This window comes from Halapricum salinum (assembly GCF_004799665.1).
GTDB classification, from domain to species: Archaea; Halobacteriota; Halobacteria; order Halobacteriales; family Haloarculaceae; genus Halapricum; species Halapricum salinum.
The window spans coordinates 822163-845056 of record NZ_CP031310.1 but is presented as its reverse complement, the minus strand read 5'-3'; the positions used below and the strand labels follow the sequence as shown (position 1 = coordinate 845056).

Below are 22894 nucleotides of genomic sequence, written 5' to 3'. Positions count from 1 at the left end.
GCCGCGCGTCGGTCGACGCTTCTACTCTGCGATTCCCAGTCCCTCGTGGACGACGAACTCCAGGGCGTTGACGAGGTAGTGCGCGACGATTACCGTCAGGAGACTCCCCGTGAGTACGTAGGCCGTCGCCAGCACGAATCCTAACATGCCAGTGACGACGATACCTGCCCGGCCCTGCGCGCCGTGGCCCATCGCGAATCCGAACGAGGAAACGACGGCCATCGTCCACGGCGAGACGTTCAGTCCGGCGGCGACGACGCCGATGGCCGCGCCGCGAAAGACCAGTTCCTCGACGCCGGCGATGACGGGCAGCACGAGCCCGAGGAGGACGACCCAGCCGCCCCGGGAGTCGGGTGCGAGTAGCTCGCGGAGCCCCTCGTCGTACTCGATCCCGGCGGCGTCGACGACGCGACTGCCGAACTCGCTGGCCAGCCACAGGCCGACGCCGAGTCCGACACCCCACCCCAGATTCGTGAGTGTGAGGGCGTCGTTCCCGAGTCCGAACGCCCACGCCGGGATGGCGAAGCCGGCCGCGCCGCCGACCAGCACCACGCCGAACAGTCCCTGCGTGACGGCGACGTTTGCGAGCAACGCGCCGGTCGAGACCGACTGCACCCCTGCTGGAGATGTCGCGGTCGACGTCGAGACGGGCTGTGGTGTCGAAGAGATACTGGGATCGACGCCGGCTGGAGTGACCTGCTCGGAGAGCGGGAGCTGTTCGGTGATGAGTTGCTGTGAGATCCACGCGAGTCCGAGAAACGCGGTCAGAACGAGACCAGTGAGCCCGACGAAGGCGGCCCACTGGGGGGCCATCTAGTTGGGGCTTGGCGAGCCGCTGCGGCCGACCTGGCGTTCCAGGGCCTGTCCCGTGATGGACTTCAGGCGGTCGACCAGCGAGTCCTTCTCCGGTTCGCCCGCGAGGGCGACTTCCAGCACTTCAGAGAGGTGCTGGACCGGGATGATCTCGATCTGCTCTTTGTACTCGTCTTCGATCATGACGTCTTGCTCGTTGGCCGCGGGGATGATGACCCGGTCGATGCCGGCCTTGGCGGCGGCCTCGATCTTGTGGGTCACACCGCCCACGGGGAGCACGTCACCGCGAACCGACAGCGAGCCGGTCATGGCGACGTCCTGTTCGACGGGGACGTCTTCGAGTGCGGAGATGACCGCGGTCGCCACAGTCACGGACGCGGAGTCACCTTCGACGCCCTCGTAGGACTGGACGAACTGGATGTGGATGTCCTTCTCGGAGATGTCCTCGTCGGAGAACTTCTTGATGATCGCGCTGACGTTCTGGACCGCTTCTTCGGCGATCTCCTGCAGTTTCCCGGTGGCGATGACCTCGCCGGGACCCTGGCTGGGCGTGACTTCGGCCATGACGGGCATGACGATGCCCGAATCCTCGCCCATCACTGCGAGGCCGTTGACGCGGCCGATCACGCTGCCCTCGCTGACGGTGAGCTCGTAGTCCTTGCGGCGCTCGATGTAGTTGTCCGCGAGCTGCTGTTCGATCGAGCGCGAGCGGCGTTTGGCCTGGAGGACGTCCTCGCGGGTGGTGTACTCCTTGTCCTCGGCGCGGGCGATGTCACCAGCGACGCGGACGAGGCCACCGAGGTCACGCAGTTTGAGGGTGAGGTGGCCCTTTCGACCGGCGCGGCGGCGGGCTTCGAGGATGACCTCCTCGACGGCGTTCTCGGTGAAGTGGGGCAGGCGGCCGTCCTTCTCGACTTCCTGGGCGACGAACCGGGCGTACTTGCGGCGCATCTCCGGTTCGTCCTCGATGGTGTCGTCCATGTACACCTCGTACCCGTAGCCCTTGATCCGCGAGCGCAGGGCGGGGTGCATGTTCTCCATGGCGTCGAGGTTCCCGGCCGCGACCATGATGAAGTCCGTCGGGACGGGTTCGGTCTGGACCATGGCGCCCGAGGAGCGCTCGGACTGGCCCGTGATGGAGAACTCACCCTCCTGAATCGCGGTCATCAGCTTCTGCTGGGAGCGGATGTCCAGCGTGTTCATCTCGTCGATGAACAGCACGCCCTTGTTGGCCTTGTGGATGGCCCCGGCCTCGACGCGGTCGTGGCTCGGGGTCTCCATGCCACCGGACTGGAAGGGGTCGTGGCGGACGTCGCCCAGCAGCGCACCGGCGTGGGCACCGGTCGCGTCCTCGAAGGGCGCGGTCTGCTGGCCGGAGGCGTTGACCAGCAGATTGGGGATCATGGCGTCGCTGCCACGGGCCCCGTAGCGGAAGGCGAGATAGATGATCCCGGCCGCGAGGATGCCGAGCAGGAGGCTTCCTGCAAAGAACAGCGCGTAGCCGATGACAATCGCGATGATGATCCACATCAAAAACGACCGCATCTGGTTGCGCTTGCGCGCCTCCTCTTTGTGGGCGTCGACGATCTGTTCGCCCTTGCCGGCGGGCACGGTCCGGACTTTCGGCTCGTTGCCGTCGTCCGGGTTGTGATAGACCAGCACGTCCTGCAGATCCTCTTTGGGGAGGAGCTGGCTCATCGCCTTGGCGAGCATCGACTTCCCGGTCCCGGGCGAGCCGATCATCATCACGTGGCGGCGCTGTTTGGCCGCCTTCTTGACGATGTCCCGGGCGTGGTCCTGGCCGATGACCTGATCGACCAGTCGGTCGGGAACTTCGATTTCCTCGGTCGTCTTTACGTTGAGGCCACCGAGGATATCGTCCTCGTCGCCCTCGAACGACTCCTCGCCGTCGACGGTGACGTCGCTGCCGAGGTCGTCGTCTGCGGTGGATGGGCTCTCATCGTCGTCGGTGGCGTCCGCGTCGCCGTTGGTGGCAGGGTCCGATTCGCCGCCCGTCGCGGAATCGGCCTCGACTGGCTCGTCGCCGTCGAGGAGTCCCTCGATGGTTGGCTCGTCGTCCGCACCCGCGGTATCTTCACCTCCGCCGCTGGCCGCCGGCGGAGACGACTGCGCCTCCTCGTCCTGGACGGCCCGCTCTGACTCGCTGTCAGCCGACGTGGCCGCCTCGTCCCGGTCGGCGTCGGGGGTGTCGTCGGTATCGTTGTGGTCGCTCATTTGAGTCGGTTCTGTGCCCGTTTCTCAGGGTCTGTCGACTGATATACTTTCTCCCCTCTATCCGTCTTCGGGCCGCTCTCGTCTCGGTGGAAGACTGGCTGAATCGCCGGATATCCGGCTTCTCGGTGGGTATAGGTGTCCGGTAGTGTTGACTACCTGCTAGACACGGCGGCTTTTTTAAAATACGGCTCCGAGTTCGGCAGTAGGGACATGACTCGCGGGTTCTACATCGGCCGCTTCCAGCCGTATCACGACGGTCACCACGCGATGATCGAACAGATCGCCACGGAGGTAGAGGAACTCGTGGTCGGGATCGGGAGCGCCGACGCCTCCCACACCGAGCACAACCCCTTTACTGCCGGTGAGCGCATCATGATGCTCACCAAGTCGATCGCCGAGTTCGAGCGCGACCACGACCTCGTCACCTACGTCGTCCCCATCGTCGACATCGACCGCAACGCCGTCTGGGTCGGCCACGTCCAGAGCATGTGCCCTGAATTCGACGTCGTCTACTCGAACAACCCGCTGGTCGTCCGGCTGTTCGAAGAGCGGGGCGTCGAAGTCCACCAGTCGGGGATGTTCGACCGCGGCCGCCTCGAGGGAACGGATATCCGCCAGCGCATGATCGAGGGCAGAGAGTGGGAAGACCGCGTTCCCGATCCGGTCGTCGAGGTCATCCATGAGTGCAACGGTCTCCAGCGGCTTCGGACCGTCGTTCAAGAGGACGTGGCCGAGCGCTGGGAAGCCGGCGAGGACGATCGGTAGTCCAGCCCGCGTTGTCCCGAGATTGAAGCCGTTGCCGTCCCAACTCGCGATCGATGATCACGCTCAGTTCTGACTTCGGCTCGCCCTATCCTGCGGCGATGAAAGGCGTCGTCCTCCAGCGATCGGACGCCCGGATTGTCGACGTCGCCCACGACTTCCCCCGGCAGAACGTCGAGGCCGCGGCGTTCTGGCTGCGCGAGGTCCTGCCGTACTTTCCGCCGGCAGTCCACTGCGTCGTCGTCGATCCTGGGGTGGGAACCGAACGGGCCGCGCTGGCCATCCGCGCCGGTGAGCACGCGCTCGTCGGCCCGGACAACGGCGTGCTCGTTCCGGCCGCCCGGGCGCTCGCCGACGACTTCGAGGTCTTCGAGATCGACTACGACGACCCCGGCAGCGTCACGTTCCACGGCCGGGACGTCTTCGCGCCCGCCGCGGCGACCGTCCACGAGGCCGGTGTCGCCGGGTTCGAGACCCACGAACAGTTCGAACCGACCGAGGAGTACGTCGATCTGACGTTCCCGGAGCTGATCGAACGCGAGGACGGAATCACGGGTAAGGCCCTCGTCGTCGATAGTTTCGGGAACGTGATCACGAACATCCCCGGCCGGTATCTCCAGGCTCAGTTCGACACGGACGTGACCGTCAACGGCGTCTGGGCCCCGGCGCGCCGGACCTACGCCGAGGTCGACACCGGGAGCCGCCTCGTGACGGTCGGCAGCCACGGCAACGTCGAACTCGCCGTGAACCAGGGCCGCGGCGACGAGCGTTTCTCGGTGAGTCCAGGATCACGAATTCGGCTGCGCTGGACCTGACCCTCTCGGCCTCGTGACCTCGATTCTCTCTTCAGTGTCGCCGTGATGCCCACAGCGAGCGGATCGCCGCCGCCGCGTGAGCCGCGAACGCACGGGGCGCTCGCTTCCGGGCCGTCCGCAGCGCTACGTCGAGTTCGTCGGTCGCGTCCTCGACGATCCCTTCGCCGTGCCCGACGAGCACGCGCTCGGGCTCGATGTCGGCGAGCGCTGTCCGCGGCGGAAGCAGCCGTCGATAGATCGAGACGCCCAGTCGTTCGTCGCCGACCAGAAAGTGCCCGGCCGTCCCCATCGACTCGGGGACGTACAGCGTCCCGTCGCGCTCGCGCCACAGAATCGCCTCCTGCCAGCTCGGCAGCGGGGTCGTCGGCCGGCATTCGAACTCGCCGATCGGACAGCCGATCCGCTCTACTGGGGCGTCGACTCGCTCGGGCACGCGTTCGATCCACTGCGGTATCGAGACCGGGACATCGTGCCGGGTCGCGATACCGCCTGCGTCGCGCGCGTGCCAGCTCGAACAGACGACGACGCCGGCGACTTCGCCGTACTCGGCCAACAGGTCGTCCAGCCCCGGTGCGTCAAGCGGGTCGACGACCCAGAGTCCGTCCTCGGTTTCGAGCGCATGGCTCGCACGAGCGAGCGTCTCCTCGGGATGGACCAGCCATCCCACAGCGTCCTCGAAGCGGTTGATCACCGACAGCGTCCGCTCGTTCTCGCCGTACGGCGGCATGGTTCGGCCACCGGGGCCTGGAGTCCTGTAGCTGTCGGATCGGCGCTCGAAAAACCGCTGCCCCGACGGGGGATCAGTCCAGTAGCTCCGGGCCGGCTTCGACCAGAATCTCCTCACCGCCCAGGAAGTACAGGACGGCCAGCACGATCAACACGATTGATGGGTTCGACCGCCACCCGGGACTTGCCAGTCGGTCCGGGGGCACTTTTCTACCCCATAAATAATTGAAGTCTGATAGTACCAATCGAGAATTCATTGTCTGACGGTAGTTTATCTCCCTTCGGAACAGGGTCGTTACCATGAGCAGCGAGCCACGAGAGTCGAACCCGGATGTCGAACAGGACGAACACGCCGAGTCAGAGCATTCGGCAGGCCCACCAGCACTGACACTCGCACTCCCGGACGGGTGTGAGAGCGTCTCCGACGCCATCGTCACGAACAGAGAGATGCTGCGCGAGCCCCAACAGCACGGACTCGCGACCGACGAAGACATCACACATCTCTCCGAGGCGATGGAGGGACTCTCGACGAAAGTCGAGAAGGTCGGCCACAAGCACGAGGAAAGTCGCTCGGACGTCGAGGAACTCCAGGAGACAGTCGAGCAACAGCGCCAGCGGATCGAGGAGCAACAGGCACAGATCGAAGACCAACAGGCACAGATCGGGGAACAGGGAGATCAGATCACCCATCTCCAGCAGCAACTCGAGGACAAACAGCACCAGATTGACGAACAGCGCCAGCAGATCGACGATCAACTGCACCAGATCGATCAACAGCATCAGCAGATCGACGAACTGCAGTCGATGGTCACTCAGCTCATGGATATCCTGGGAACCGACGCCGAGTGGGAGACGTTCGACGACGCCTGAGTCGTCGTTACCCCAGCCGGGAACGCTTTTCGAGAGCCACCTGGTCGAGAGACGATCCTCAATCGAGTAGTTCTAGCCCGGCTGCCAGCAGGATCTCCTCGCCGCCCAGCAGGTACAGGACCCCGAAGACCACGAGCAGTGTCACGAGGCCGCCACCGAGGACCGCGCCGAGACCCAGTTCCACGCCCAGTACTTCGATCAGTGCGAGCGCAGTGGTCGTCATGGCGGTCGATGTTGTCGCCGCCCAGTCAAAAAAACGTGGTGGCGACCGCGAGACGGCAGTCGGATGGCTGCGCCGCTCACAGCAACGCCAGCGTCACCCAGATCGCGCCCGCCGCGGCCAGCGGAATCGTGAGATTGTCGTCGATGACATAGGTGGCAATCACGGGCTTGAGTCCGTCGGCGAGCATCGCCGCCGCGCCGCCGACGACTGCCGCGATCGGCGTGACAAATGGCAGCGCGATCGCGGTACAGACGCCGAACATGATTCCGAGTACGGAGCCGCGTTTGCGGATCACCTCGAAGGTCCCGGGATCGCCGAGCACTTCCGAGTCGCCCGAGCCGAGCAGTCCGCTGATAGGGTCACCGAGCGTGAGCATGAGGATCGACGGGACCGCGATCGCCGGCTCGACGGCGAAGACGACGATCGTGACGCTGATCAGTGCCAGCGCGTAGCCGGCGAGGTTGTCCTCCTCGTACTCGCGAGTGAGGTGGTCGTAGATCCACCACTCCAGGCCGACGATCAGGCGGATCACCTCCAGGGCGACCGCGAGCGCACAGCCAGCCGTGACCAGCAACTGGACGTGTCGCCAGGTGAGCAGGCCCGCGACGTACGCCAGCGGGAGGAGGCTGCCGCTGGCGTGGACCACGCGGCGGGCTATCTCCGACTCCATCCCTTCCAGAATCCCGCGCACGGTTAGAGGTCGTCGAAGTGTCGGTCGCCGTCCCGCAACTCGGTCAGCGTCTCGGCCAGCGCGTCGATCGGGACGCGGCGCTGGGCGGTCGTGTCCCGTTCGCGGACGGTCACTGTCCCTTCCAGATCAGGATCGTCGCCGTCACCGAGCGTGTCGTAGTCGACGGTAACACAGAACGGCGTGCCGACCTCGTCCTGGCGGCGGTAGCGCCGACCGATCGCACCCGAGTCGTCGTAGGTGACCGACAGGCCCGCCGCCCGGAGGTCGTCGACGACCTCCTGTGCGTTCTCTGCGAGGCCGTCCCGATCCATCAGCGGGAAGACGCCCACTGTGGTCGGTGCGACCTCGGGCGGGAGTTGCAGGAACGTACGCTCCTCGCCGTCGATCTCGTCCTCCCGGTAGCAGTGATCGAGCGCCGTGTACAGCGCCCGGTCGATCCCGAGCGACGGTTCGACGACGTGGGGCGTGATGTGCTCGCCGCTCTCGGTGACTTCCTCGACCGCGAAGCCGGCCCTCTCGACCGGGACGGTGTAGGACGCACCGTCGACCTCGACGGTGACGTCCTCGCCGTCGAATGCATCCGGATTCCGTTCGGCCAGTACTTCGAGTGCGTCGGCGACCGCAGCGGCGTCACCGCCGAACTCCGGCCCGAGGTAGCTCATGTCCGGGTCCACAGTGGCTCTCTCGACGGTGATCGGTTCGTCGTACTGCTTGAACACGGTGAACTCCTCGTCGGAGTGTTCGGCGTGCTTGCTGAGGTCGTAGTCACCACGGTAGGCAAAGCCGGCGAGTTCGATCCAGTCGCCGTCGACCTCGGCCTCGGCGTCCCAGCAATCGGCGGCGTAGTGTGCGAGTTCGCCGGGGAGGTGCTGTCGGAAGCGGAACCGATCCATGTCGACGCCGATCGACTCGTACCACTGTTTTGCGATCCCGAGGTAGTAGGCGATCCAGGGATCGCCGACGACGCCCTCCTCCAGGACCTCGCCCACGGTGGCCTCGGTAATCTCGCCGTCGTCGCCCTCCTGCTCGCTGGCGGGGTAGAACGGTGCCTCGACGTCGGCGACGGCCGAGATGTCGGGTTCGTCTTCCTCGGGGTCGACGAACAGTTCGAGTTCGGCCTGGGTGAACTCCCGCACTCGCAGGAGGGACTTCCGGGGGCTGATCTCGTTGCGATACGCGCGGCCGATCTGGGTGACGCCAAAGGGCAACTGGTTGCGGGCGTACTCCGCGAGTTGTGGAAACTCGACGAAGATCCCCTGGGCGGTCTCGGGTCGCAGATAGCCCGGCGAGGACGAACCTGGGCCGATGTTCGTCTCGAACATGAGGTTGAAGTCCTGGATCGCTTGCCCGGCTAGGCCGGCGCCGCAGGTCGGACAGACGAGTTCGTACTCGGCGACGATCTCCTCGACCTCCTCGATCGGTAGGGACTCGGCCTCCTCGATGTCGGTGTTGTCCTCGACGATGTGGTCGGCGCGGTGGGACTCGCCGCACTCGGGACACTCCACGAGCATGTCGTCGAACCCATCGAGGTGGCCCGAGGCCTCGAAGACGGGTTCGGGCATCACGGTCGGGGCGTCGACTTCCATGTTACCTTCCTGGATCGTGAACCGCTCGCGCCAGGTGTCCTCGATATTTTGCTTGAGGGCCGCGCCCTGCGGACCGAACGTGTAAAAGCCCGAGACGCCACCGTACGCGCCGGCCGACTGGAGGAAGAACCCGCGTCGCTTCGCCAGTTCGACGACTGGGTTCCCCCCGCTCATACGAGCGCCTCCAGCAGATCGATGTCTCGAACGATGCCTACGAGGGAATCGCCTGAGAGGAGCGGGATCTGTTCGATGTCGTTGTTGAGCATCATCCGGGCGACTTCCTTGGCCGTCCGGCGTTTGTTGACGGTCAGCAGATCGGCGGTCATGAACTCGCTGACGGGTTCGGCTGGAATCTCGACGTTGCGGGTCGGCATGTAGCGGTTGCCGACTGCCTTGACGCTCTCCCACTTCCAGTCGCTGTCGTCGTCGGCGATAGACTCGCCGGTGTCGGCTTCGCCTTCGACGACCTGGGCGACGTCGATGATGTCGACTTCGGTGAGCATGCCGCAGAGTTCACTCTCGTCGTCGAGCACGACGCCGTAGGGGACGTCGGCATGCGAAAGCTCGCGTTCGGCGACCGGCAGCGGCGTCCCAGCGTAGACGCAGTTGACGTCCCGGCGCGCGAGATCGCCGACCGGCACGTCGCCCTCGACTTTGCCCTCGGCGATCGCGCGGATGACGTCGGTGATCGTGACGATTCCCTCCAGTCGGCCGTCGACGACCGGCACGCGGCGCTCGTTCTCCTCGACCATCAGGCGCGCGGCGTCCTGGATCGAGGCGTCGGCGGTGATGGTCGGGACCTCCTCGACCAGCAGCGCGAGCTGGTCCTCGTCGGGTCGGTCGATCAGCGCGTCGCGGGAGACGATCCCGCGAAACTCCTCGCCGTCCTCGGTTTCCTTGATGACTGGAACAGACGAGAAGGTCCGCTCCTGCAGGTATTCGAGCACGTCGTCTCGGGTGCCGGGGATCTCTACCGTCACGACGTCCTCGCGTGGCGTCATGGCGTCTGCGACGTTCATATATGCCCACTACTCCCGCCCCCACGTACTAAGACCTTACACATTGGATGAGAGAGCGACCCATACGGGTTAATATTAACAGATAACGTATGTGTGTCTGACGCTACCCCGACGCAATCGCCTGGTTTCCGGCACGTTTATGTAGGAGTGATACAGATTACCAAACATGTCGCAGGAGACGGAGGCTGTCGCGGCAGTCGCTGAGGACGCCGAGGTCATGGCCTCGGTCGAACACGGTTCCACGGGCGACACGTTCATTCTCGCCGATATCACGCGCGACGACGCCTTCGTAACACTGCCACTCGAAGACGCCGCTGCGCTTCCCGAGTGGCGGTAGGCAGTCGCCGTCGATTCCAAAAGAGCGTCTCGACAGCGGTGCGTCAGCGTTAGAACGACGCGTCGTCGGCTCGCAGGACGACCGCGCTGTCGACGCTGACGCCCGACCCATCGGCGACGTCGCTGTCGGTCAGCAGGTCGGTCGTCTCGACGCCAGCCGGCAGTGAGACGGTCGCCGAGCCGGACTCGAAGTGTAGCACGACCAGGACCTGGCCGTCTTCGCCCTGGCGAGCGTAGGCGACGACACCGTCGGGCTGGTCGTCGAGTTCGACCGGCTGGGTGTCGGCGGCCGAGGCCAGTTCAGGAACCGACTTGCGGGCACTCACGAGGTTCTCGTAGTGGGCCTTGAGGTCCTCGTCGATGCTGTCCCAGTTCATCGTGCCGCGCTGGTCGCCGACGCCGGTCTCCTGACCGTAGTAGATCATGGGTGCGCCCGGGAGCGTGAACGTCGCCGCGCCGGCGGCCATCTGGGAGGCTTTGTCGCCGATCGACAGGAACCGACTCATGTCGTGGTTCTCGACGTAGTTGAAGAACGTCGTGTGGTCGGGATAGCCCATCGCGTCCCGGTCGTCGAGGACGTCGTTGACGGCGCTCGCGTCCTCCTCGCCGCGGCCGATCGCCCGCACCGTCTCGTTGAAACCGTAGTCGAAGTGGGCGTCGAATTGGGCTTCGGCGAAGTCGCTGTGCCACGGGACGGTTTCGTCCAGCAGGAGGAACTCCTCGTCACGGGCTTTCACGCGGTCGCGGACGTTCTTCCAGAAGCTTCGGGGGACGCCCCAGGCGACGTCACACCGGAAGCCGTCGACGACTTCCTGCCAGTGGTCGATCACGGCAAGTAGCCACGACCGCAGCGCGAGCGAGTCGTAGTCGACGACCGGGATGCCCTGCCAGTAGGCGTAGGTCAGCGCCGTGCTGCCGAACTCCCACTCGTAGAGCTGGCGGTAGAACTCCTGGCCGGCGTCGTCGGTACCAGTCCCGATCTTCGCGGCCTGGAAATAGGGATGCTCGCGCGCGGTGTGATTGATCACCATGTCGAAGATGACCTTGATGTCCCGCTCGTGACAGGCGTCGACCAGCGACTGGTAGTCCTCGTTGCTGCCCAGCGCGTCGGCGGCCTCGAAGTAGTCCTTTATGTCGTAGCCGTGCGGGCCGCCGGGCACGCCGGGATTGCTGTGGCTGTGTGATTCGAGCATCGGTGTCAGCCAGAGCGCGTCGACCCCCAGTTCGTCGAGGTAGTCCAGTCGGTCCTCGATGGTCTGGAAGGTCACGTCGTCGTCGAAGCGCCGGACGAAGATCTCGTAGATGACGGAATCTTCGACCCACGACGGCGGATCGTTCGGATGCGCGGTCGACCCGTCCGACTCCAGGCTGACGTAGTCGGCGACGCTGTGGCGGTCGCCGATGGCGACGGCGTGGATCCGGGCGGTGTCGGAAACGGCGTCGACGGGGACGGTCGCGGTGTGACCGTCGACCGACAGCGAGCCGTCGAGGGTATCGCGGTCGTCGACGTAGAACTCGACGTCGAGATCTTCGACCGTGTTGTCGCCCTCGGGGCTTGGCTCGGCGTCTGCTTCGAGAACGAACTGATCACTGTCTTGTTCGGCGGTGAGCGTCACCCGTGGCTGCGGATCGTCTTGACTCTCCTCGGGGAAGGCCCTGACTGTGAGTTCGTGGGTACCGTCAGGCGCGTCTAGTTCGAGCGTGTACTCGCCCGGAACGTCCGGCTCGAAGTGGATGACGGGTGTGTCGCCAGTTCCGGCACTCGACCCGGAGGGCGAATCGGCGACCGACCAGCTGTAGGAGGCGTCCCTGTCGGGATCGAACGGCGCGAGGTCGCCGTCGACGCCTGATAACTCGACGTCGAGCGGCGAGAGGTTGGTGTTCGTCCCTTCGCCGTGCAGGAGTTCGCCCAGCGGCGTCGCGCCGACGCTGGTGAACCGCGGCGGACCCGGATGATGAGAACTGCGGATATCCGCTTCCGGGAGGTCCGCTGGCCCGAGCAACTCTCCCGGGGGGACCGACGTCGTCGTGGTCGTCGTCCCGTCGGCCGGTCCGTCGGTCGTCGACGTCGGCGTGTCGGTTCCGTCTCCGCCGTCGCCTGTACACCCGGCGAGTGCGCCGATTCCGGCGAATCCGGTGGCGGCGAGCAGCCGCCGTCGAGTCACCCACTCGGGAACGTCGTCGTTGCCAGACTGTCCCATACCCGGCCGGTAGTGGGTGGTATTGATAAGGATTAATATATGAGCTAGGCCCCGCCCAGCGATATCGGATCGGTCTGGAACAACTCGACGATCAGTCGCATGAGTACGGCCGCGGAGGTCGTCTCGGCGCTCCAGAGGGCGATCTCCCGTTCATCACCGCCACCGCGGTCGGTGACCATCCCCAGCAGGAGCGTGTCGTCGTCGACCATCAGCACCCGCGACGTGCTCGGCGGGATGTGCTCGTCCGGTTCGTGGATCGTCTGGACCGCCTTCTCGTCGAGTTCGTCCAGGAACGGCTCGCTCGTGCTCATCACGACCGGGACGATGCCGTCGTCGGTGGCCCCCTCTAGCGCTGCGCGGATCTGTGCGTCGTACATCGGCTCGCGGGCGGCCCCGTAGAGGACTCGATCCTCGGCGTCGCCGATCAACTCGGCGACCCGCTGGGAGACCTGCTCGCGACCGCGGATCGTCCACAGCGCCTCGCTGACCTCCCCGCCCTCGTCTTCGGCTCGCTGGACGTCGTCGAGGTAGCCGAACAGCTCCCGGCCTGCAGCCTCGAACTGTTCGAGCAGCCGTGTCTCGGCCGTCTCGATGTCGACCGGCTCGTAGACTGTCGGTCTGGTCTGGAGTGCCCGCAGGAGTCGTCGCTCTTCGAGCGATTCCGCAGCCCCGTACACCTGCGAGCGCGGGACGTCTGTCACCTCCGCGACGTCGCTTGCGGTTCCGTTCCCCAGTTTCTGTAGTCCCAGAAAGACCCGTGCTTCGTAGGTCGTCAATCCGAATCGTGTGAGTGTCTCGACAGCGTCGGTGTCGTCCATATGTCTCTGTTGTCGTCGTCATCAGCCCCCCGCATTCGTCGACTGTGCTATACCAGAAGAGAATCGGTAGCATGGGTCATAAGTCCGTCGTCGCTATCGCTGACACGTTCGGTCGGGTCCGAAACTATCCTTCCCGTATGGGTCTTTTGCACCCAGCGCATTTCCCTGACACGCGTTGGTTCGAGACAGAGATGTATGGGGTGGAAATGGATATATCAATCTAGAACGTGCATTTATTAAACTGGCTGGCGTGATACCGATGATGACATCGATGATTGCTCGACTCATCGAATGGGGGCCGCTGGTTGTTCAGCAAGTTTGGGGGATAATGTGGGTAGTTGTGACTATCGCAGGCCTCAAGGAATTATTTGGGAACGCCTACGATGAGTCAGTACATTCGAAGCACGCTGACTGGATTCGACACGTCCAACCACCACCCCCAGATCCATTCCCATCGTCGCCTAAGATTCAGTGGGCTGCCGGTGTACTCGGTGGATTGCTGAGTCTCGGGATAATGGCTGTTTTAGGAGTAGTCGCGATTTGGGGAATTGTACTGTCGTACTATCTGGGCTACCCGGTAGATCCGAAACCAATACTCGCAGGCGTGGTGTCCCTGGGCGTAGTCTCTGTGTTCATATTCGTCCCTAAAATTGAGCGGCAGTTACTGCTCGCCGTCGGATGGGGAAAATAACGCACATCGCACCGTCTAGTTGACGCCCACTTGCTCTACGCAGCGCTTCGGGACCCGAGCCACCAGAGTTGCTTCGGCGTCGAAATGTACGAACTAAAATACCACGGGCACGTACCGGCTGGCATGACCGACGAGGGCGAGTACGAAGAGTACCGGAACACGCTCAACGAGATCGTCGACGGTGGGGGCTGTGTCGAGACGATGGCCGCGACCTCGGACCTCCGAGGCGAGGGCAGCGAGACCTCACGCCGTGATCTCCTCGCCAGCGACGCGCTGGCCGGCGGCGTGGCCGAGACCGTCGACGGCGTCCTCGCCGAAGTCGACACCGAGGAGGCTCGCGCTGCCCTGAGAGCGGACTACGAGGACCTCGGCGACGTTCGGGAGGCCTTCCGCGAGACCGTCGAACCCGCACTCTTCGACGCGCTCGACGCAGTCGGAATCGACCTCGCGCTCGACGATTTCGCACTCGATCCCGCGGTCTGCCTCAAAACCTTCACCGAGTCCGACCTCGAAGAAGCGATGACCCTGCTTCCGCACGTCTTCGAGGGGGGTGTCGTCGGGCGGATCGTCGCGCGGACCCCGGTCGACGGCGGAATCGCCACTGTCCACGCCATCCCCGAGTGGGACCAGTCCTATGCCGTCCTCGACCGCGACGGCGCGGAGACGCTCGTCCTCCCCGATGGACGGATAGTCGACTGCGCGGGCGCGTCCGAGCAAGAGACTGGCGTCGACTGCGACCCCGAGCGCTCGGCCCGGACGGAGTACGTCCAGCAAGTGGTCGAGGTCGATGGGGAGGACTACGTCGTCGAGACGACCTGTTCGATGGTGTGATGGTGTTTTGAACGAAATTCAATAAATCAGAGCATATCGTCTGTTGTGTCCGCAGTCCGGAATGCCCCGATTGTAGAATACTGGAGTGACTGTGGATAGGCGGTCTCGTACGGGACTGGATCCTCAAGTTCGTAGAGCGATCCGGGTTCGAACCTGATTACTTTCTTGCCTTCTGAGATTTTGGCTCCATCTTGGTAGTCTTCCGGCTCCCGCGCTAAGTTGGCCTCGTCAGGATCTACGATGTCTTTCACCTTCGCGAAATACCTCACTTTTCGGACATCTCCGGTAACGTACATCGCTATGTAATCGAACTCGCTTCCAACTCGAACGAATCCCCACGCTTCGTTCTCTATCAGGAAAGGAAGCCCTGATTTTTTTGTTGGAAACACTGCCAGACGTGCGTTGTCGTTACCTTTGATTTCATTCCGGGCAATCTTCCCAGCTACTCGGTTCCTTAGCGGCTCAATCTCTTCAGAAGAAGTCTCTGATTCTTCCGTTTCTCCCGGCGGTTCCTCGCTGACGAAATGGCGCTGTTCACGAAGTACCGAGACGAGATTTTGCACAAACTCGCGAGACTGTTCTTCAAGATCGACAGTTACCTCACCCACCTCACTCTCGATGGCCTCCGTGACAGATTCAGTGACTTGATCTTCGTTTTCTTGCAGGCGTCGGATTGCTCGGTTCGTCTGGGCGACCTGTTCGGCTACCTCGTCAGACTTCCCGGAGCGTATCGACTCTTTCGTCAGCAATTCCAAGACTTCCGGGTTCTCGACGAGGTCATCAAGATCAAACTGAACGACGGAAACCTCCTCACCATCATTTTGGTGGCGGTTCTTGGTCAGAACTTCGAACGATTTACCGTTCGTCAGAATCCCCCAGTCAACGCCGAGTTCCTGCCTCATGTAACTCCGAAGCTGTTGCACTTCGGTATCAGTGAGATTTGATCGAACCGGCTTTGCTTCGACAAAGACTACAGGTGAGTCTCCGACAAGGAGTGCATAATCTACGTGAGTGCTGCCAGAGGCCATTGGTATAGTATATTCGAGCGACACTTCAGTAGAGTAGAGATCCCATCCAAGTAATTCGAGAAACGGTTGAACGAGTTTGACTTTCGTATTCTCCTCGTCCATCTGCGGTGAGGATTCGATGAGTTGCTGGCTGCGACGTACGTACTCATCGATCTCTTGACGATCCATTGGTAAATGTTCAACAACGCACCTATTTATAAGATGGTGGAAAAACTGGCCCAGGATAAATTGGAATTGGTCCCGGTGATGTTACCGACATTGCGGTCGCGGCCACCACCAGCATACGGCGGCCACCAGGCCGCCGTTTCCCCGGAATCGCCCTGATAAGGCGATTCCGGCCTTTTTCCCCAAGTTTTTGCGCCGCAGGGTGCCCGCAGCGCGCTTTGTAGAGCGCGCGAGGACGCCCGAGGCGGAAAAAGTGGTAAGGTAAGCGTTATGCCCGGCGGGGAAGTCACGACAGATATGAACGTCGTAGTCACGGACGCCGTCGACGACGCGGGGCTGGCACGCTTGCGACAGGCCGGCCACGACGTCGAGACGGTCGTCGACGCCGAACGTGGAGAGTTGCTAGAGGCGGTCGCGGGCGCTCACGCGGTGATCGTCCGCTCGGAGACGACCGTCGACGCCGAACTGCTCGATGCGGCACCGGAACTGGTCATCGTCGGGCGGGCGGGCGTCGGGGTGGACAACGTCGACGTCGAGGCCGCGACCGACCGGGGGGTCGTCGTCGCCAACGCACCGGAGAGCAACGTCCGCGCGACTGCCGAGCACACGGTCGCGATGGCCTTCGCCACGGCGCGGAAGATTCCACAGGGCCACATGCAGCTCAAAGACGGCTACTGGGCCAAGAGCGACATCCTCGGGAGCGAGTTCAACGGCAAGACCCTCGGCGTGGTCGGACTGGGCCGGATCGGCCAGGAGGTCGCCAAACGCCTCGGGAATCTGGAGATGGATCTGGTGGCGTACGATCCCTACCTGAGCGAGGAGCGAGCCCGCCAGCTGGGTGTCGAACTGGTCGCGGACATCGAGACGTGCTTCCGGCAAGCCGACTTCGTCTCGCTGCACACGCCAAAGACCGCCGAGACCGAGCAGATCGTCGACGAGGATCTGCTGGCGGAACTCGAAGACGGATACCTCATCAACTGCGCTCGCGGCGGGCTAGTCGACGAGGCAGCACTGGCCGAGGCCGTCGAGGACGAGATCCTCTACGGCGCGGCCGTCGACGTCTTCGAGGAGGAGCCGGTCGAGCCGGACAACCCACTGCTGGGCGTCGACGACGTGATCGTCACGCCGCATATCGCCGCCAGCACCGAGTCCGCGAAACAGAACGTCTCGATCAGCATCGCCGAACAGGTGATCGCTGCCTTCGAAGGAAACGTCGTGAGCAACGCGGTGAACGCGCCGTCGTTCGGTGAGGACGTCTATCCGACGATCCGGCCGTACGTGGAACTGGCCGAGACGGCCGGCAAGATCGCGATGCAGTTGCTGGGCGGCCACGTCGAGAGCGTCGAGGTAACCTACGCTGGCGAACTGGCCGAGGAGACAGTCGACGTCGTCACCGCGAGCGCGCTGCAGGGCGTGTTCGCGCCCCTGGAGTGGCAGGCCAACACGATCAACGCCGAGCGGATCGCCGAGGAGCGCGGTGTCGAGGTCACCGAGTCCAAGACGCGACAGATCGAGGACTTCAACAGCCTGCTGACCGTCGAGGTCAGCGACGGCGAACGCACAGTTGCCGTCGAGAGCACGCAGTTCGCGGACGACGACCCGCGGATCGTCCGCATCCAGGGCCACCGCGTCGAGGCAGTGCCCCACGGCCACATGCTCGTGGTCAGGAACGACGACACACCCGGCGTCATCGGGTTCATTGGGACGCTGTTCGGTGACTACGACGTCAACATCGCCGGCATGTTCAACGGGCGGGAGGCGCTGGGCGGCGAGGCGCTGACGGTGTACAACCTCGATTCGGCGCCGAGCGACGAACTCATCGAGGAGTTGCACGCCGACGAACGGATCATCGAGACGACGTATATCTCGCTGGACAACGGCGAATGACCGATTCTCTCCCCTGATACTTTGGGGGATAGTATTTTTTGCCTGCGCGTGTAGGGTGGGATAGAGCGAGTCACAATGGGTGTTGAGCCGTCAGTCGAGTCGTTGTCCATCGTTTTCGTCGACGAAGATGGCCGGCTTTCGTCGGTCGCGTCAGTCCTTGCGGAACTCGACTATCCCGTCGAGACGACCACCGTCGAGGACCTGGTGGCGGCTGCCGATGGAGCGTTCGATCTGGCTATCGTCTTGGACGCGCCCCCGCTGAACGACGCCGACGAAGGCGTCGACGGCGTCGAGAACTACCTTGACGCGACCGAGCGGCTGTCGGTTCCAGTCGCCATCTACTCGATCGACTGCGATCACGCCTGTCTCAAGCGTGCGATCGACGCCGGTGCGACCGTGGTTTCGACGACGCCCGATCGAGCGGAGTTGATCTACCGGCAGTTCAGACACGCCGCCGGAATGGAGACGCACTTCCAGTCCGATCCCGACCTCCTGAACTCGTTGCTGGAGTACTACCCGCATCACATCTTTCTCAAGGACGACGCGGGCCGATTCGAGGCGATGAGTGCGGCAACGGCCCGTGAGTACGGTTTCGACCGCGAGGAACTGGTCGGGCTGACCGATTACGAGGTGCTCGACCCCCAGACCGCCCGCGAGACCTACGAGGAAGAGCAGGCGCTGATGGACAGCGGGGAGCCGACAGTCAACCGGATCGACCACTGGATCGACGAGAAGGGCCGGCCGCGCTGGATGAGTATCACGAAAGCGCCCCGCTACGACGAGGACGGCGAACCGATCGGGATCGTCGGTTCGAGCCGTGACGTCACCGAGGAGAAACGCCAGGAACAGATGGTCCGGGAGGTCCACGAGGCCAGCCGCGAGCTCGTCCGGGCCGAATCGCGGGCCGATATCGGACGGGTCGCACGGAACCTGACGGCCGATATCCCGGTGTTCTCACACATCCAGATGGCCCTGCGATCGGACGGCGTACTGCAGGGCGTCCCCGAAGAGAGTGCGGCCGCCGACGGCGACCTCTTCGAGCAGTACGAGCGGTACTACACGCGGGCGTTCGAGATGGGCGATCCGCAGTACGTCACCGCAGCGGAGACCAACGGAAAGTCGACGGCCGACGACCTGACGGCGGCGATTCTCCCGCTGGGGGAACACGGCGCGCTCGGGCTGTCTGCCGACGCGGACGTGTTCACCGACTTCGGGATCGATCTGGCACACATCCTGGCGTCGAACGTCGAGGCGGCACTCGACCGAGCAGAACGCGAGCGCGAACTCGAACGGCAGAACGAACGGTTGGAGGAGTTCGCGAGCATCGTCAGCCACGACCTGCGCAATCCGCTGAACGTCGCGAGTGCCGCGGCCGAACTCGTCGACGAGGAGACCGAATCGGACAACGTCGTCCGGATCAAGAACGCCCTCGAACGCATGGATCGGCTGATCGAGGCGCTACTCACCCTCGCCCGTAAGGGCAAAGTCGTCGGCGAGACGGAGTTCGTCTCGGTCGGCGCAGCCGCCAGAGACGCCTGGCAGGTCGTCAAATCGCCCGAGGCGACGCTCGATGTCGACTCCTCGGGTGTCGTTGCCGCCGACCGCAATCGACTGGTCGAGTTGTTCGAGAACCTCTTTCGGAACGCGATCGAGCACGGCCGGTCGGACGTGACGGTTCGCGTCGGCGTCCGCGATGCTGGCGACGGCTTTTACGTCTCTGACGACGGCCCTGGAGTCGATCCCGAGATTCGCGAGCAGATCTTCGAGATGGGTTACTCCGAGGACGCCGACGGCACCGGTTACGGGCTGTACATCGTCTCGACGATCGCGGAAGCCCACGGCTGGACGATCGAGGCCGGCGAGAGCGACGAGGGCGGCGCACGGTTCGACGTCACCGGAGCGGCGATCGAGTCGCTCGAAGAATCGGCCGAGCGGAATCGATAGATCAGCGCAGTCGATCGAGTAACGTCGTCGATCCGTCGCGGTCGTCCGTCCAGACGAACTCGCTGTCTCCGGCGTCCCGTCGTAACCGTTCCCGGGTCGCGAGGAGGTGTTCGTACTGATCGATCAGTGCCTGTACCTGCTCGTCTCTCCGGTCGAGTGCCGCCTCTAACTCGGCGACGCGAGCGTCACGCTCGGAATCTGCCTCTCGTCGGTCCGCGAGCGCGACACTGTCGACTCGCTCGTCGTCCCCCTGGTGTCCGTGTTGAGCCGCCATGCTCCCTAGGTGTGTCATTCGGTCGCATAAAGGCCCGTCAGACGCACGTCAGCGCGCTACGAGGAGAGGTGCTCGATCACAGCGGGTGTGGATCGGCCTCACAGCCGATCCAGTACGGCGTCGGTGTCGTCCGGGACTGGCTCGGGTTCGCTGCCGGCCTCGGCCGCGGCGTCGGGGTCTTTGAGGAGGTGGCCCGTCGTGAGACAGACGACCTGTTCGTCCGCGTCGACGACGCCCTGCTCGCGGAGCTTTCGCAGGCCCGCGATGGAGGCAGCGGAGGCGGGTTCGACGCCGACGCCTTCCTCGGCGAGGTCGCGCTGGGCCGCGGTGATCTGCTCGTCGCTGACGGCGACGGCCGTCCCGCCAGTCTCGCGGATGCCCGGGAGCGCTTTCGGGGCGTTGACGGGGTTGCCGATCCGGATCGCGGTCGCGCGAGTCTCGACGTGGTCCCAGCGCTCGACGTGGTCCCAGCCGTTCTCGATGGCCTCGACCATCGGTGCCGACTGTTCGGCCTGGACGCCGGTGAGCTTCGGCACAGCATCCTCGTCCAGCGCGCCCGACTGCACGAGTTCGCGGAAGCACTTGTACAGCGCGGCGGTGTTGCCCGCGTTGCCTACGGGAAGGACGATCCGGTCGGGGTAGGTCCCCTCGTCGACTTCGAACCGCTCCAGAATCTCCAGTCCGATCGTCTTCTGGCCCTCCAGGCGGAAGGGGTTGAGCGAGTTCAGGAGGTAGGCCTCGCCTCGATCCGCGAGATCCTGGACGATGTCGAGACAGCGATCGAAGTTGCCGTCGACTTCGAGGATGCGTGCGCCGTGGAGGCTGGCCTGGGCGACCTTGCCCGCGGCGACTTTGCCCGCCGGCAGCAAGACCAGCGTTTCGAGTCCGGCGCGAGCACCGTACGCGGAGAGCGCGGCGGAGGTGTTGCCCGTCGAGGCGCAGGCGAGCCGAGAGACGCCGACTTCCTCGGCGACGCGGACACCCACGGTCATGCCGCGATCCTTGAACGACCCCGTGGGGTTCATTCCCTCGTGTTTCACCCGGAGGCGTGCGACGCCGATGTCGTCTTCCAGTCGGGGGACCTCGTGCAGTGGTGTCCCGCCTTCGGGCAGCGAGACACCTTCCTCGAAGGGCAGGGCGGCGCTGTAGCGCCAGACGCCGTCGGCGGGGGCTTCCGAGTCGAAGTCTTCGAAGGTCGGCAGGTCGGCGTAGCGGACTTCCAGCAGGCCGTCGCAGTCGTCGCAGGTGTAGCGGACCGCCTCGAAGGGGGCGAACGTGGCCCCGCATTCGATACAGGTGAGCCAGACGCCGTCGTCGGCCTCCCCTGGGACGGGTTCGTCGAGTTGCAGGTGGGTCATTGTCGGACGAACGGGGGCAGGGAGAAAAAGGGCCGTGGTTCCGTCCGCGCCCGGAATAGCTTGAACACACCCGCCCCGACGGCCGCGGCTCGGCGCTGTCGGCTCCCGAAGATGTCTCGGTCGACCTTCGGGCGACTGACGGCGACCGCGTCAGGGTCTCGGTCGGGCTCGAATGGACGCACGACGCCGATTCTGCTGGCGCGGGTGCGAGCAGCGGCTACTCGCTCCCGGTGCTGGAGAACCTCGAGGAGGCCGCTGCCGAGTTCGAGCGGGCGGCGTATCTCTTGCGCAAGGGCAAACGCGAGGCGGCGCTGAGTCGTTTCGAACGGGCGATCGAGCAGTCACTGTGGGACCCGCGCCGAACAACATTTCCAGCGCGCGCTGGACCTTTGGGGATCGGATTCGATCGTCCAGACAGAGTACGGCTACTTCCTCTGGGAACGGGGCGAGATCGAGGACGCGGCGAGACACTACGCGAATGCAGAATAGTTAGCACGTAGCCAGCGCCTCGGCGATCGTGTCGGCGACGACTGCGGGATCGTCCGGCCCGCCGGCAGCCTCGACGCTCCCTACTGATTTCGGGTCGAACGCCACTCCCAGGCGGTCGTAGACGGGTTCGAGGACGGCGGCGACGGCGTCGTGATCGTTCGTGAGGACGACGCCAGCGACGACGGCGACGTCCGTCCGGACGCGCTGAGCCAGTCCGGCGATCTTCCCTTCAGCCTGCAGCGAGTGGCTGCCAGGGCAGAACGAGTTTGGGGGTTCGCCCGGCTGCGCGTCGACGCCGAGGTCGATGAGGACGTCCCGAAGGAGCGCGGTGGCGTCGTCGTAGCGCTGTTGAATCGTCTCGCGGCCGTTCTCGACCGGGATCGCGTGGACGAACGCGACCGTCTCGCCGGCGAACGCGACTGCTCGCCCCCCGACATCCCGGCTCGTCGCCGGAAAGCCGTGCTGTTCGGCGGCTTCCATGGCCTGCTCGTAGCCATCGCTTCGAGCGTCGCGGCGGCCGAACGCGACTTGCCGATGGGGCTGCCACACGCGAGCGAGTGGCTCGCGCTCGCTGGCGGCCGCGGTCACGATTGCCTCGGTCGCGCCCTGGTCGGCTTCGGGCGTCGCTGCACGGCCGCGCCGAATCTCCATACTGTTGCTGGGTGCTCTTCCGAGGAAACGTTTGTGTGAATCTTCCAGACCGACTCGATACGAGGTTCAGGTCTTGCTCGTGGAGAACGCCAAAAAGAATGCTGCGGTGGTCGACGACGATCAGGCTGCCCGGAGACCGGGCACGACTTTTTCGCGAGCGAGCTTGAACCCGGCGTACAGCGCGACGATCCCCACGGCAGTCATCCAGAGCCCCATCGTCGTGTCTCCACTGCCGAGAGTCTGAATGCCGGTGTTTTCGACGAACAGCCCGAGCAGCGTCAGTGCACTCGCGAGAACAGCGTAGAGCAGTTCCGGAACGATTTCCGAGAGCGTTTCGTACATAGCTGACTCTCTCCTAGCGGTCACTATCACTCTTTTGATCGAAGGGACAGACGGGAGAGGAGAACCGCCAGCGTCAGTCGTGGGTGACCGTCGAAAGTGGGACGCTGACGGGTGTCGGCTCGCCCAACGGAACGACGAT

Annotated in this window: 23 protein-coding genes; 8 read left to right on the top strand and 15 right to left on the bottom strand. The window is 64.3% G+C overall.

Translation table 11 applies throughout. From position 1 onward, the window contains the following. Window positions 1-21: 21 nt before the first annotated feature. Both DV733_RS04125 and lonB read right to left on the bottom strand, forming a co-directional pair. On the bottom strand, window positions 22-813 hold the full coding sequence (locus tag DV733_RS04125; RefSeq protein WP_049993926.1) for a CPBP family intramembrane glutamic endopeptidase: 792 nt from the start codon (window positions 811-813) through the stop codon (window positions 22-24). Beyond that, window positions 814-3048: an ATP-dependent protease LonB gene (lonB, locus tag DV733_RS04120; protein ID WP_049993925.1), complete on the bottom strand. Its 2235-nt coding sequence runs from the start codon at window positions 3046-3048 to the stop codon at window positions 814-816. Window positions 3049-3258: 210 nt separating this feature from the next. Here lonB and DV733_RS04115 point away from each other — a divergent pair, with 210 nt between their 5' ends. Together DV733_RS04115 and DV733_RS04110 are read left to right on the top strand one after the other, a co-directional pair. Continuing rightward, window positions 3259-3813, top strand: coding sequence for a nicotinamide-nucleotide adenylyltransferase (locus DV733_RS04115; RefSeq protein WP_049993924.1), 555 nt, complete (start codon window positions 3259-3261; stop codon window positions 3811-3813). Between the two features lie 53 nt (window positions 3814-3866). Then, window positions 3867-4625 (top strand): SAM hydrolase/SAM-dependent halogenase family protein, encoded by a 759-nt coding sequence (locus DV733_RS04110; RefSeq protein WP_049993923.1) that lies wholly within the window; start codon window positions 3867-3869, stop codon window positions 4623-4625. A 31-nt stretch (window positions 4626-4656) separates the two neighbouring features. Here DV733_RS04110 and DV733_RS04105 read toward each other — a convergent pair whose 3' ends face one another. Then, on the bottom strand, window positions 4657-5352 hold the full coding sequence (locus DV733_RS04105) for a hypothetical protein (protein WP_049993922.1): 696 nt from the start codon (window positions 5350-5352) through the stop codon (window positions 4657-4659). Window positions 5353-5425: 73 nt separating this feature from the next. Then, complete coding sequence (locus DV733_RS17610; protein ID WP_257217573.1) at window positions 5426-5557, bottom strand: hypothetical protein; 132 nt, start codon at window positions 5555-5557, stop codon at window positions 5426-5428. Window positions 5558-5651: 94 nt separating this feature from the next. Here DV733_RS17610 and DV733_RS04100 point away from each other — a divergent pair, with 94 nt between their 5' ends. Continuing rightward, the gene (locus DV733_RS04100; protein ID WP_049993921.1) at window positions 5652-6221 is read left to right on the top strand and encodes a hypothetical protein; all 570 of its coding nucleotides are present in this window, start codon (window positions 5652-5654) and stop codon (window positions 6219-6221) included. Window positions 6222-6279: 58 nt separating this feature from the next. Here DV733_RS04100 and DV733_RS17035 read toward each other — a convergent pair whose 3' ends face one another. The 4 genes from DV733_RS17035 to DV733_RS04085 form a co-directional block, all read right to left on the bottom strand. Next, the gene (locus DV733_RS17035) at window positions 6280-6444 is read right to left on the bottom strand and encodes a hypothetical protein (protein ID WP_154019525.1); all 165 of its coding nucleotides are present in this window, start codon (window positions 6442-6444) and stop codon (window positions 6280-6282) included. Window positions 6445-6520: 76 nt separating this feature from the next. Next, complete coding sequence (locus DV733_RS04095) at window positions 6521-7114, bottom strand: lyase family protein (protein ID WP_049993920.1); 594 nt, start codon at window positions 7112-7114, stop codon at window positions 6521-6523. Between the two features lie 23 nt (window positions 7115-7137). After that, window positions 7138-8895, bottom strand: coding sequence for a glycine--tRNA ligase (glyS, locus tag DV733_RS04090; RefSeq protein WP_049993919.1), 1758 nt, complete (start codon window positions 8893-8895; stop codon window positions 7138-7140). After that, on the bottom strand, window positions 8892-9740 hold the full coding sequence (locus tag DV733_RS04085; protein ID WP_049993918.1) for a CBS domain-containing protein: 849 nt from the start codon (window positions 9738-9740) through the stop codon (window positions 8892-8894). The genes glyS and DV733_RS04085 overlap by 4 nt, the downstream gene beginning before the upstream one ends. A 217-nt stretch (window positions 9741-9957) precedes the next feature. On the opposite strand from DV733_RS04085, the gene DV733_RS17240 reads away from it, so the two are divergent. Then, complete coding sequence (locus DV733_RS17240) at window positions 9958-10077, top strand: DUF7556 family protein (protein WP_449267309.1); 120 nt, start codon at window positions 9958-9960, stop codon at window positions 10075-10077. 49 nt (window positions 10078-10126) lie between these two features. On the opposite strand, the gene DV733_RS04080 is transcribed toward DV733_RS17240, so the two are convergent. Together DV733_RS04080 and DV733_RS04075 are read right to left on the bottom strand one after the other, a co-directional pair. Continuing rightward, the gene (locus DV733_RS04080) at window positions 10127-12277 is read right to left on the bottom strand and encodes an alpha-amylase family glycosyl hydrolase (RefSeq protein ID WP_049993917.1); all 2151 of its coding nucleotides are present in this window, start codon (window positions 12275-12277) and stop codon (window positions 10127-10129) included. Window positions 12278-12321: 44 nt separating this feature from the next. Then, window positions 12322-13095 (bottom strand): TrmB family transcriptional regulator, encoded by a 774-nt coding sequence (locus DV733_RS04075; RefSeq protein ID WP_049993916.1) that lies wholly within the window; start codon window positions 13093-13095, stop codon window positions 12322-12324. 262 nt (window positions 13096-13357) lie between these two features. Between DV733_RS04075 and DV733_RS04070 the strand changes: the two genes are divergently transcribed. Then, complete coding sequence (locus tag DV733_RS04070) at window positions 13358-13786, top strand: hypothetical protein (RefSeq protein WP_049993915.1); 429 nt, start codon at window positions 13358-13360, stop codon at window positions 13784-13786. Window positions 13787-13909: 123 nt separating this feature from the next. Next, window positions 13910-14617: a hypothetical protein gene (locus DV733_RS04065; protein WP_049993914.1), complete on the top strand. Its 708-nt coding sequence runs from the start codon at window positions 13910-13912 to the stop codon at window positions 14615-14617. A 26-nt stretch (window positions 14618-14643) separates the two neighbouring features. Here the strand turns inward: DV733_RS04065 and DV733_RS04060 are convergent, their stop codons facing one another. Then, complete coding sequence (locus DV733_RS04060; RefSeq protein WP_049993913.1) at window positions 14644-15813, bottom strand: type I restriction enzyme HsdR N-terminal domain-containing protein; 1170 nt, start codon at window positions 15811-15813, stop codon at window positions 14644-14646. A 294-nt stretch (window positions 15814-16107) separates the two neighbouring features. Here DV733_RS04060 and serA point away from each other — a divergent pair, with 294 nt between their 5' ends. Together serA and DV733_RS04050 are read left to right on the top strand one after the other, a co-directional pair. After that, window positions 16108-17697 (top strand): phosphoglycerate dehydrogenase, encoded by a 1590-nt coding sequence (gene serA, locus DV733_RS04055; protein WP_049994320.1) that lies wholly within the window; start codon window positions 16108-16110, stop codon window positions 17695-17697. Between the two features lie 75 nt (window positions 17698-17772). Next, on the top strand, window positions 17773-19641 hold the full coding sequence (locus tag DV733_RS04050; RefSeq protein ID WP_049993912.1) for an ATP-binding protein: 1869 nt from the start codon (window positions 17773-17775) through the stop codon (window positions 19639-19641). A gap of 1 nt (window position 19642) precedes the next feature. On the opposite strand, the gene DV733_RS04045 is transcribed toward DV733_RS04050, so the two are convergent. The 4 genes from DV733_RS04045 to DV733_RS04030 form a co-directional block, all read right to left on the bottom strand. Beyond that, window positions 19643-19915, bottom strand: a complete 273-nt coding sequence (locus DV733_RS04045; RefSeq protein WP_049993911.1) for a hypothetical protein — start codon at window positions 19913-19915, stop codon at window positions 19643-19645. 98 nt (window positions 19916-20013) lie between these two features. Then, window positions 20014-21273: a threonine synthase gene (gene thrC / locus DV733_RS04040; RefSeq protein ID WP_049993910.1), complete on the bottom strand. Its 1260-nt coding sequence runs from the start codon at window positions 21271-21273 to the stop codon at window positions 20014-20016. Between the two features lie 489 nt (window positions 21274-21762). Beyond that, a complete protein-coding gene (locus tag DV733_RS04035) occupies window positions 21763-22413 on the bottom strand; it encodes a lipoate--protein ligase family protein (RefSeq protein ID WP_049993909.1) in 651 nt (216 codons plus the stop codon). Window positions 22414-22533: 120 nt separating this feature from the next. Beyond that, window positions 22534-22755 carry a hypothetical protein gene (locus DV733_RS04030; protein ID WP_049993908.1) on the bottom strand — a complete coding sequence of 74 codons (222 nt, stop codon included), beginning with the start codon at window positions 22753-22755 and terminating at the stop codon, window positions 22534-22536. Window positions 22756-22894: the final 139 nt, after the last annotated feature.

Excerpts from the sequence above, each read along its gene's own strand:
- DV733_RS04085 (WP_049993918.1), bottom strand. The coding sequence starts at position 9,740 with ATGAACGTCGCAGACGCCATGACGCCACGCGAGGACGTCGTGACGGTA.
- DV733_RS04050 (WP_049993912.1), top strand. The coding sequence starts at position 17,773 with ATGGGTGTTGAGCCGTCAGTCGAGTCGTTGTCCATCGTTTTCGTCGAC.
- thrC (WP_049993910.1), bottom strand. The coding sequence starts at position 21,273 with ATGACCCACCTGCAACTCGACGAACCCGTCCCAGGGGAGGCCGACGAC.
- DV733_RS04095 (WP_049993920.1), bottom strand. The coding sequence starts at position 7,114 with ATGGAGTCGGAGATAGCCCGCCGCGTGGTCCACGCCAGCGGCAGCCTC.
- DV733_RS04075 (WP_049993916.1), bottom strand. The coding sequence starts at position 13,095 with ATGGACGACACCGACGCTGTCGAGACACTCACACGATTCGGATTGACG.
- serA (WP_049994320.1), top strand. The coding sequence starts at position 16,108 with ATGAACGTCGTAGTCACGGACGCCGTCGACGACGCGGGGCTGGCACGC.
- DV733_RS04105 (WP_049993922.1), bottom strand. The coding sequence starts at position 5,352 with ATGCCGCCGTACGGCGAGAACGAGCGGACGCTGTCGGTGATCAACCGC.
- DV733_RS04070 (WP_049993915.1), top strand. The coding sequence starts at position 13,358 with ATGACATCGATGATTGCTCGACTCATCGAATGGGGGCCGCTGGTTGTT.
- DV733_RS17035 (WP_154019525.1), bottom strand. The coding sequence starts at position 6,444 with ATGACGACCACTGCGCTCGCACTGATCGAAGTACTGGGCGTGGAACTG.
- DV733_RS04125 (WP_049993926.1), bottom strand. The coding sequence starts at position 813 with ATGGCCCCCCAGTGGGCCGCCTTCGTCGGGCTCACTGGTCTCGTTCTG.
- DV733_RS04080 (WP_049993917.1), bottom strand. The coding sequence starts at position 12,277 with ATGGGACAGTCTGGCAACGACGACGTTCCCGAGTGGGTGACTCGACGG.
- DV733_RS04035 (WP_049993909.1), bottom strand. The coding sequence starts at position 22,413 with ATGGAGATTCGGCGCGGCCGTGCAGCGACGCCCGAAGCCGACCAGGGC.
- DV733_RS04065 (WP_049993914.1), top strand. The coding sequence starts at position 13,910 with ATGACCGACGAGGGCGAGTACGAAGAGTACCGGAACACGCTCAACGAG.
- lonB (WP_049993925.1), bottom strand. The coding sequence starts at position 3,048 with ATGAGCGACCACAACGATACCGACGACACCCCCGACGCCGACCGGGAC.
- DV733_RS04060 (WP_049993913.1), bottom strand. The coding sequence starts at position 15,813 with ATGGATCGTCAAGAGATCGATGAGTACGTACGTCGCAGCCAGCAACTC.
- DV733_RS04110 (WP_049993923.1), top strand. The coding sequence starts at position 3,867 with ATGATCACGCTCAGTTCTGACTTCGGCTCGCCCTATCCTGCGGCGATG.
- DV733_RS04100 (WP_049993921.1), top strand. The coding sequence starts at position 5,652 with ATGAGCAGCGAGCCACGAGAGTCGAACCCGGATGTCGAACAGGACGAA.
- DV733_RS04115 (WP_049993924.1), top strand. The coding sequence starts at position 3,259 with ATGACTCGCGGGTTCTACATCGGCCGCTTCCAGCCGTATCACGACGGT.
- DV733_RS04045 (WP_049993911.1), bottom strand. The coding sequence starts at position 19,915 with ATGGCGGCTCAACACGGACACCAGGGGGACGACGAGCGAGTCGACAGT.
- DV733_RS04030 (WP_049993908.1), bottom strand. The coding sequence starts at position 22,755 with ATGTACGAAACGCTCTCGGAAATCGTTCCGGAACTGCTCTACGCTGTT.
- DV733_RS17240 (WP_449267309.1), top strand. The coding sequence starts at position 9,958 with ATGGCCTCGGTCGAACACGGTTCCACGGGCGACACGTTCATTCTCGCC.
- glyS (WP_049993919.1), bottom strand. The coding sequence starts at position 8,895 with ATGAGCGGGGGGAACCCAGTCGTCGAACTGGCGAAGCGACGCGGGTTC.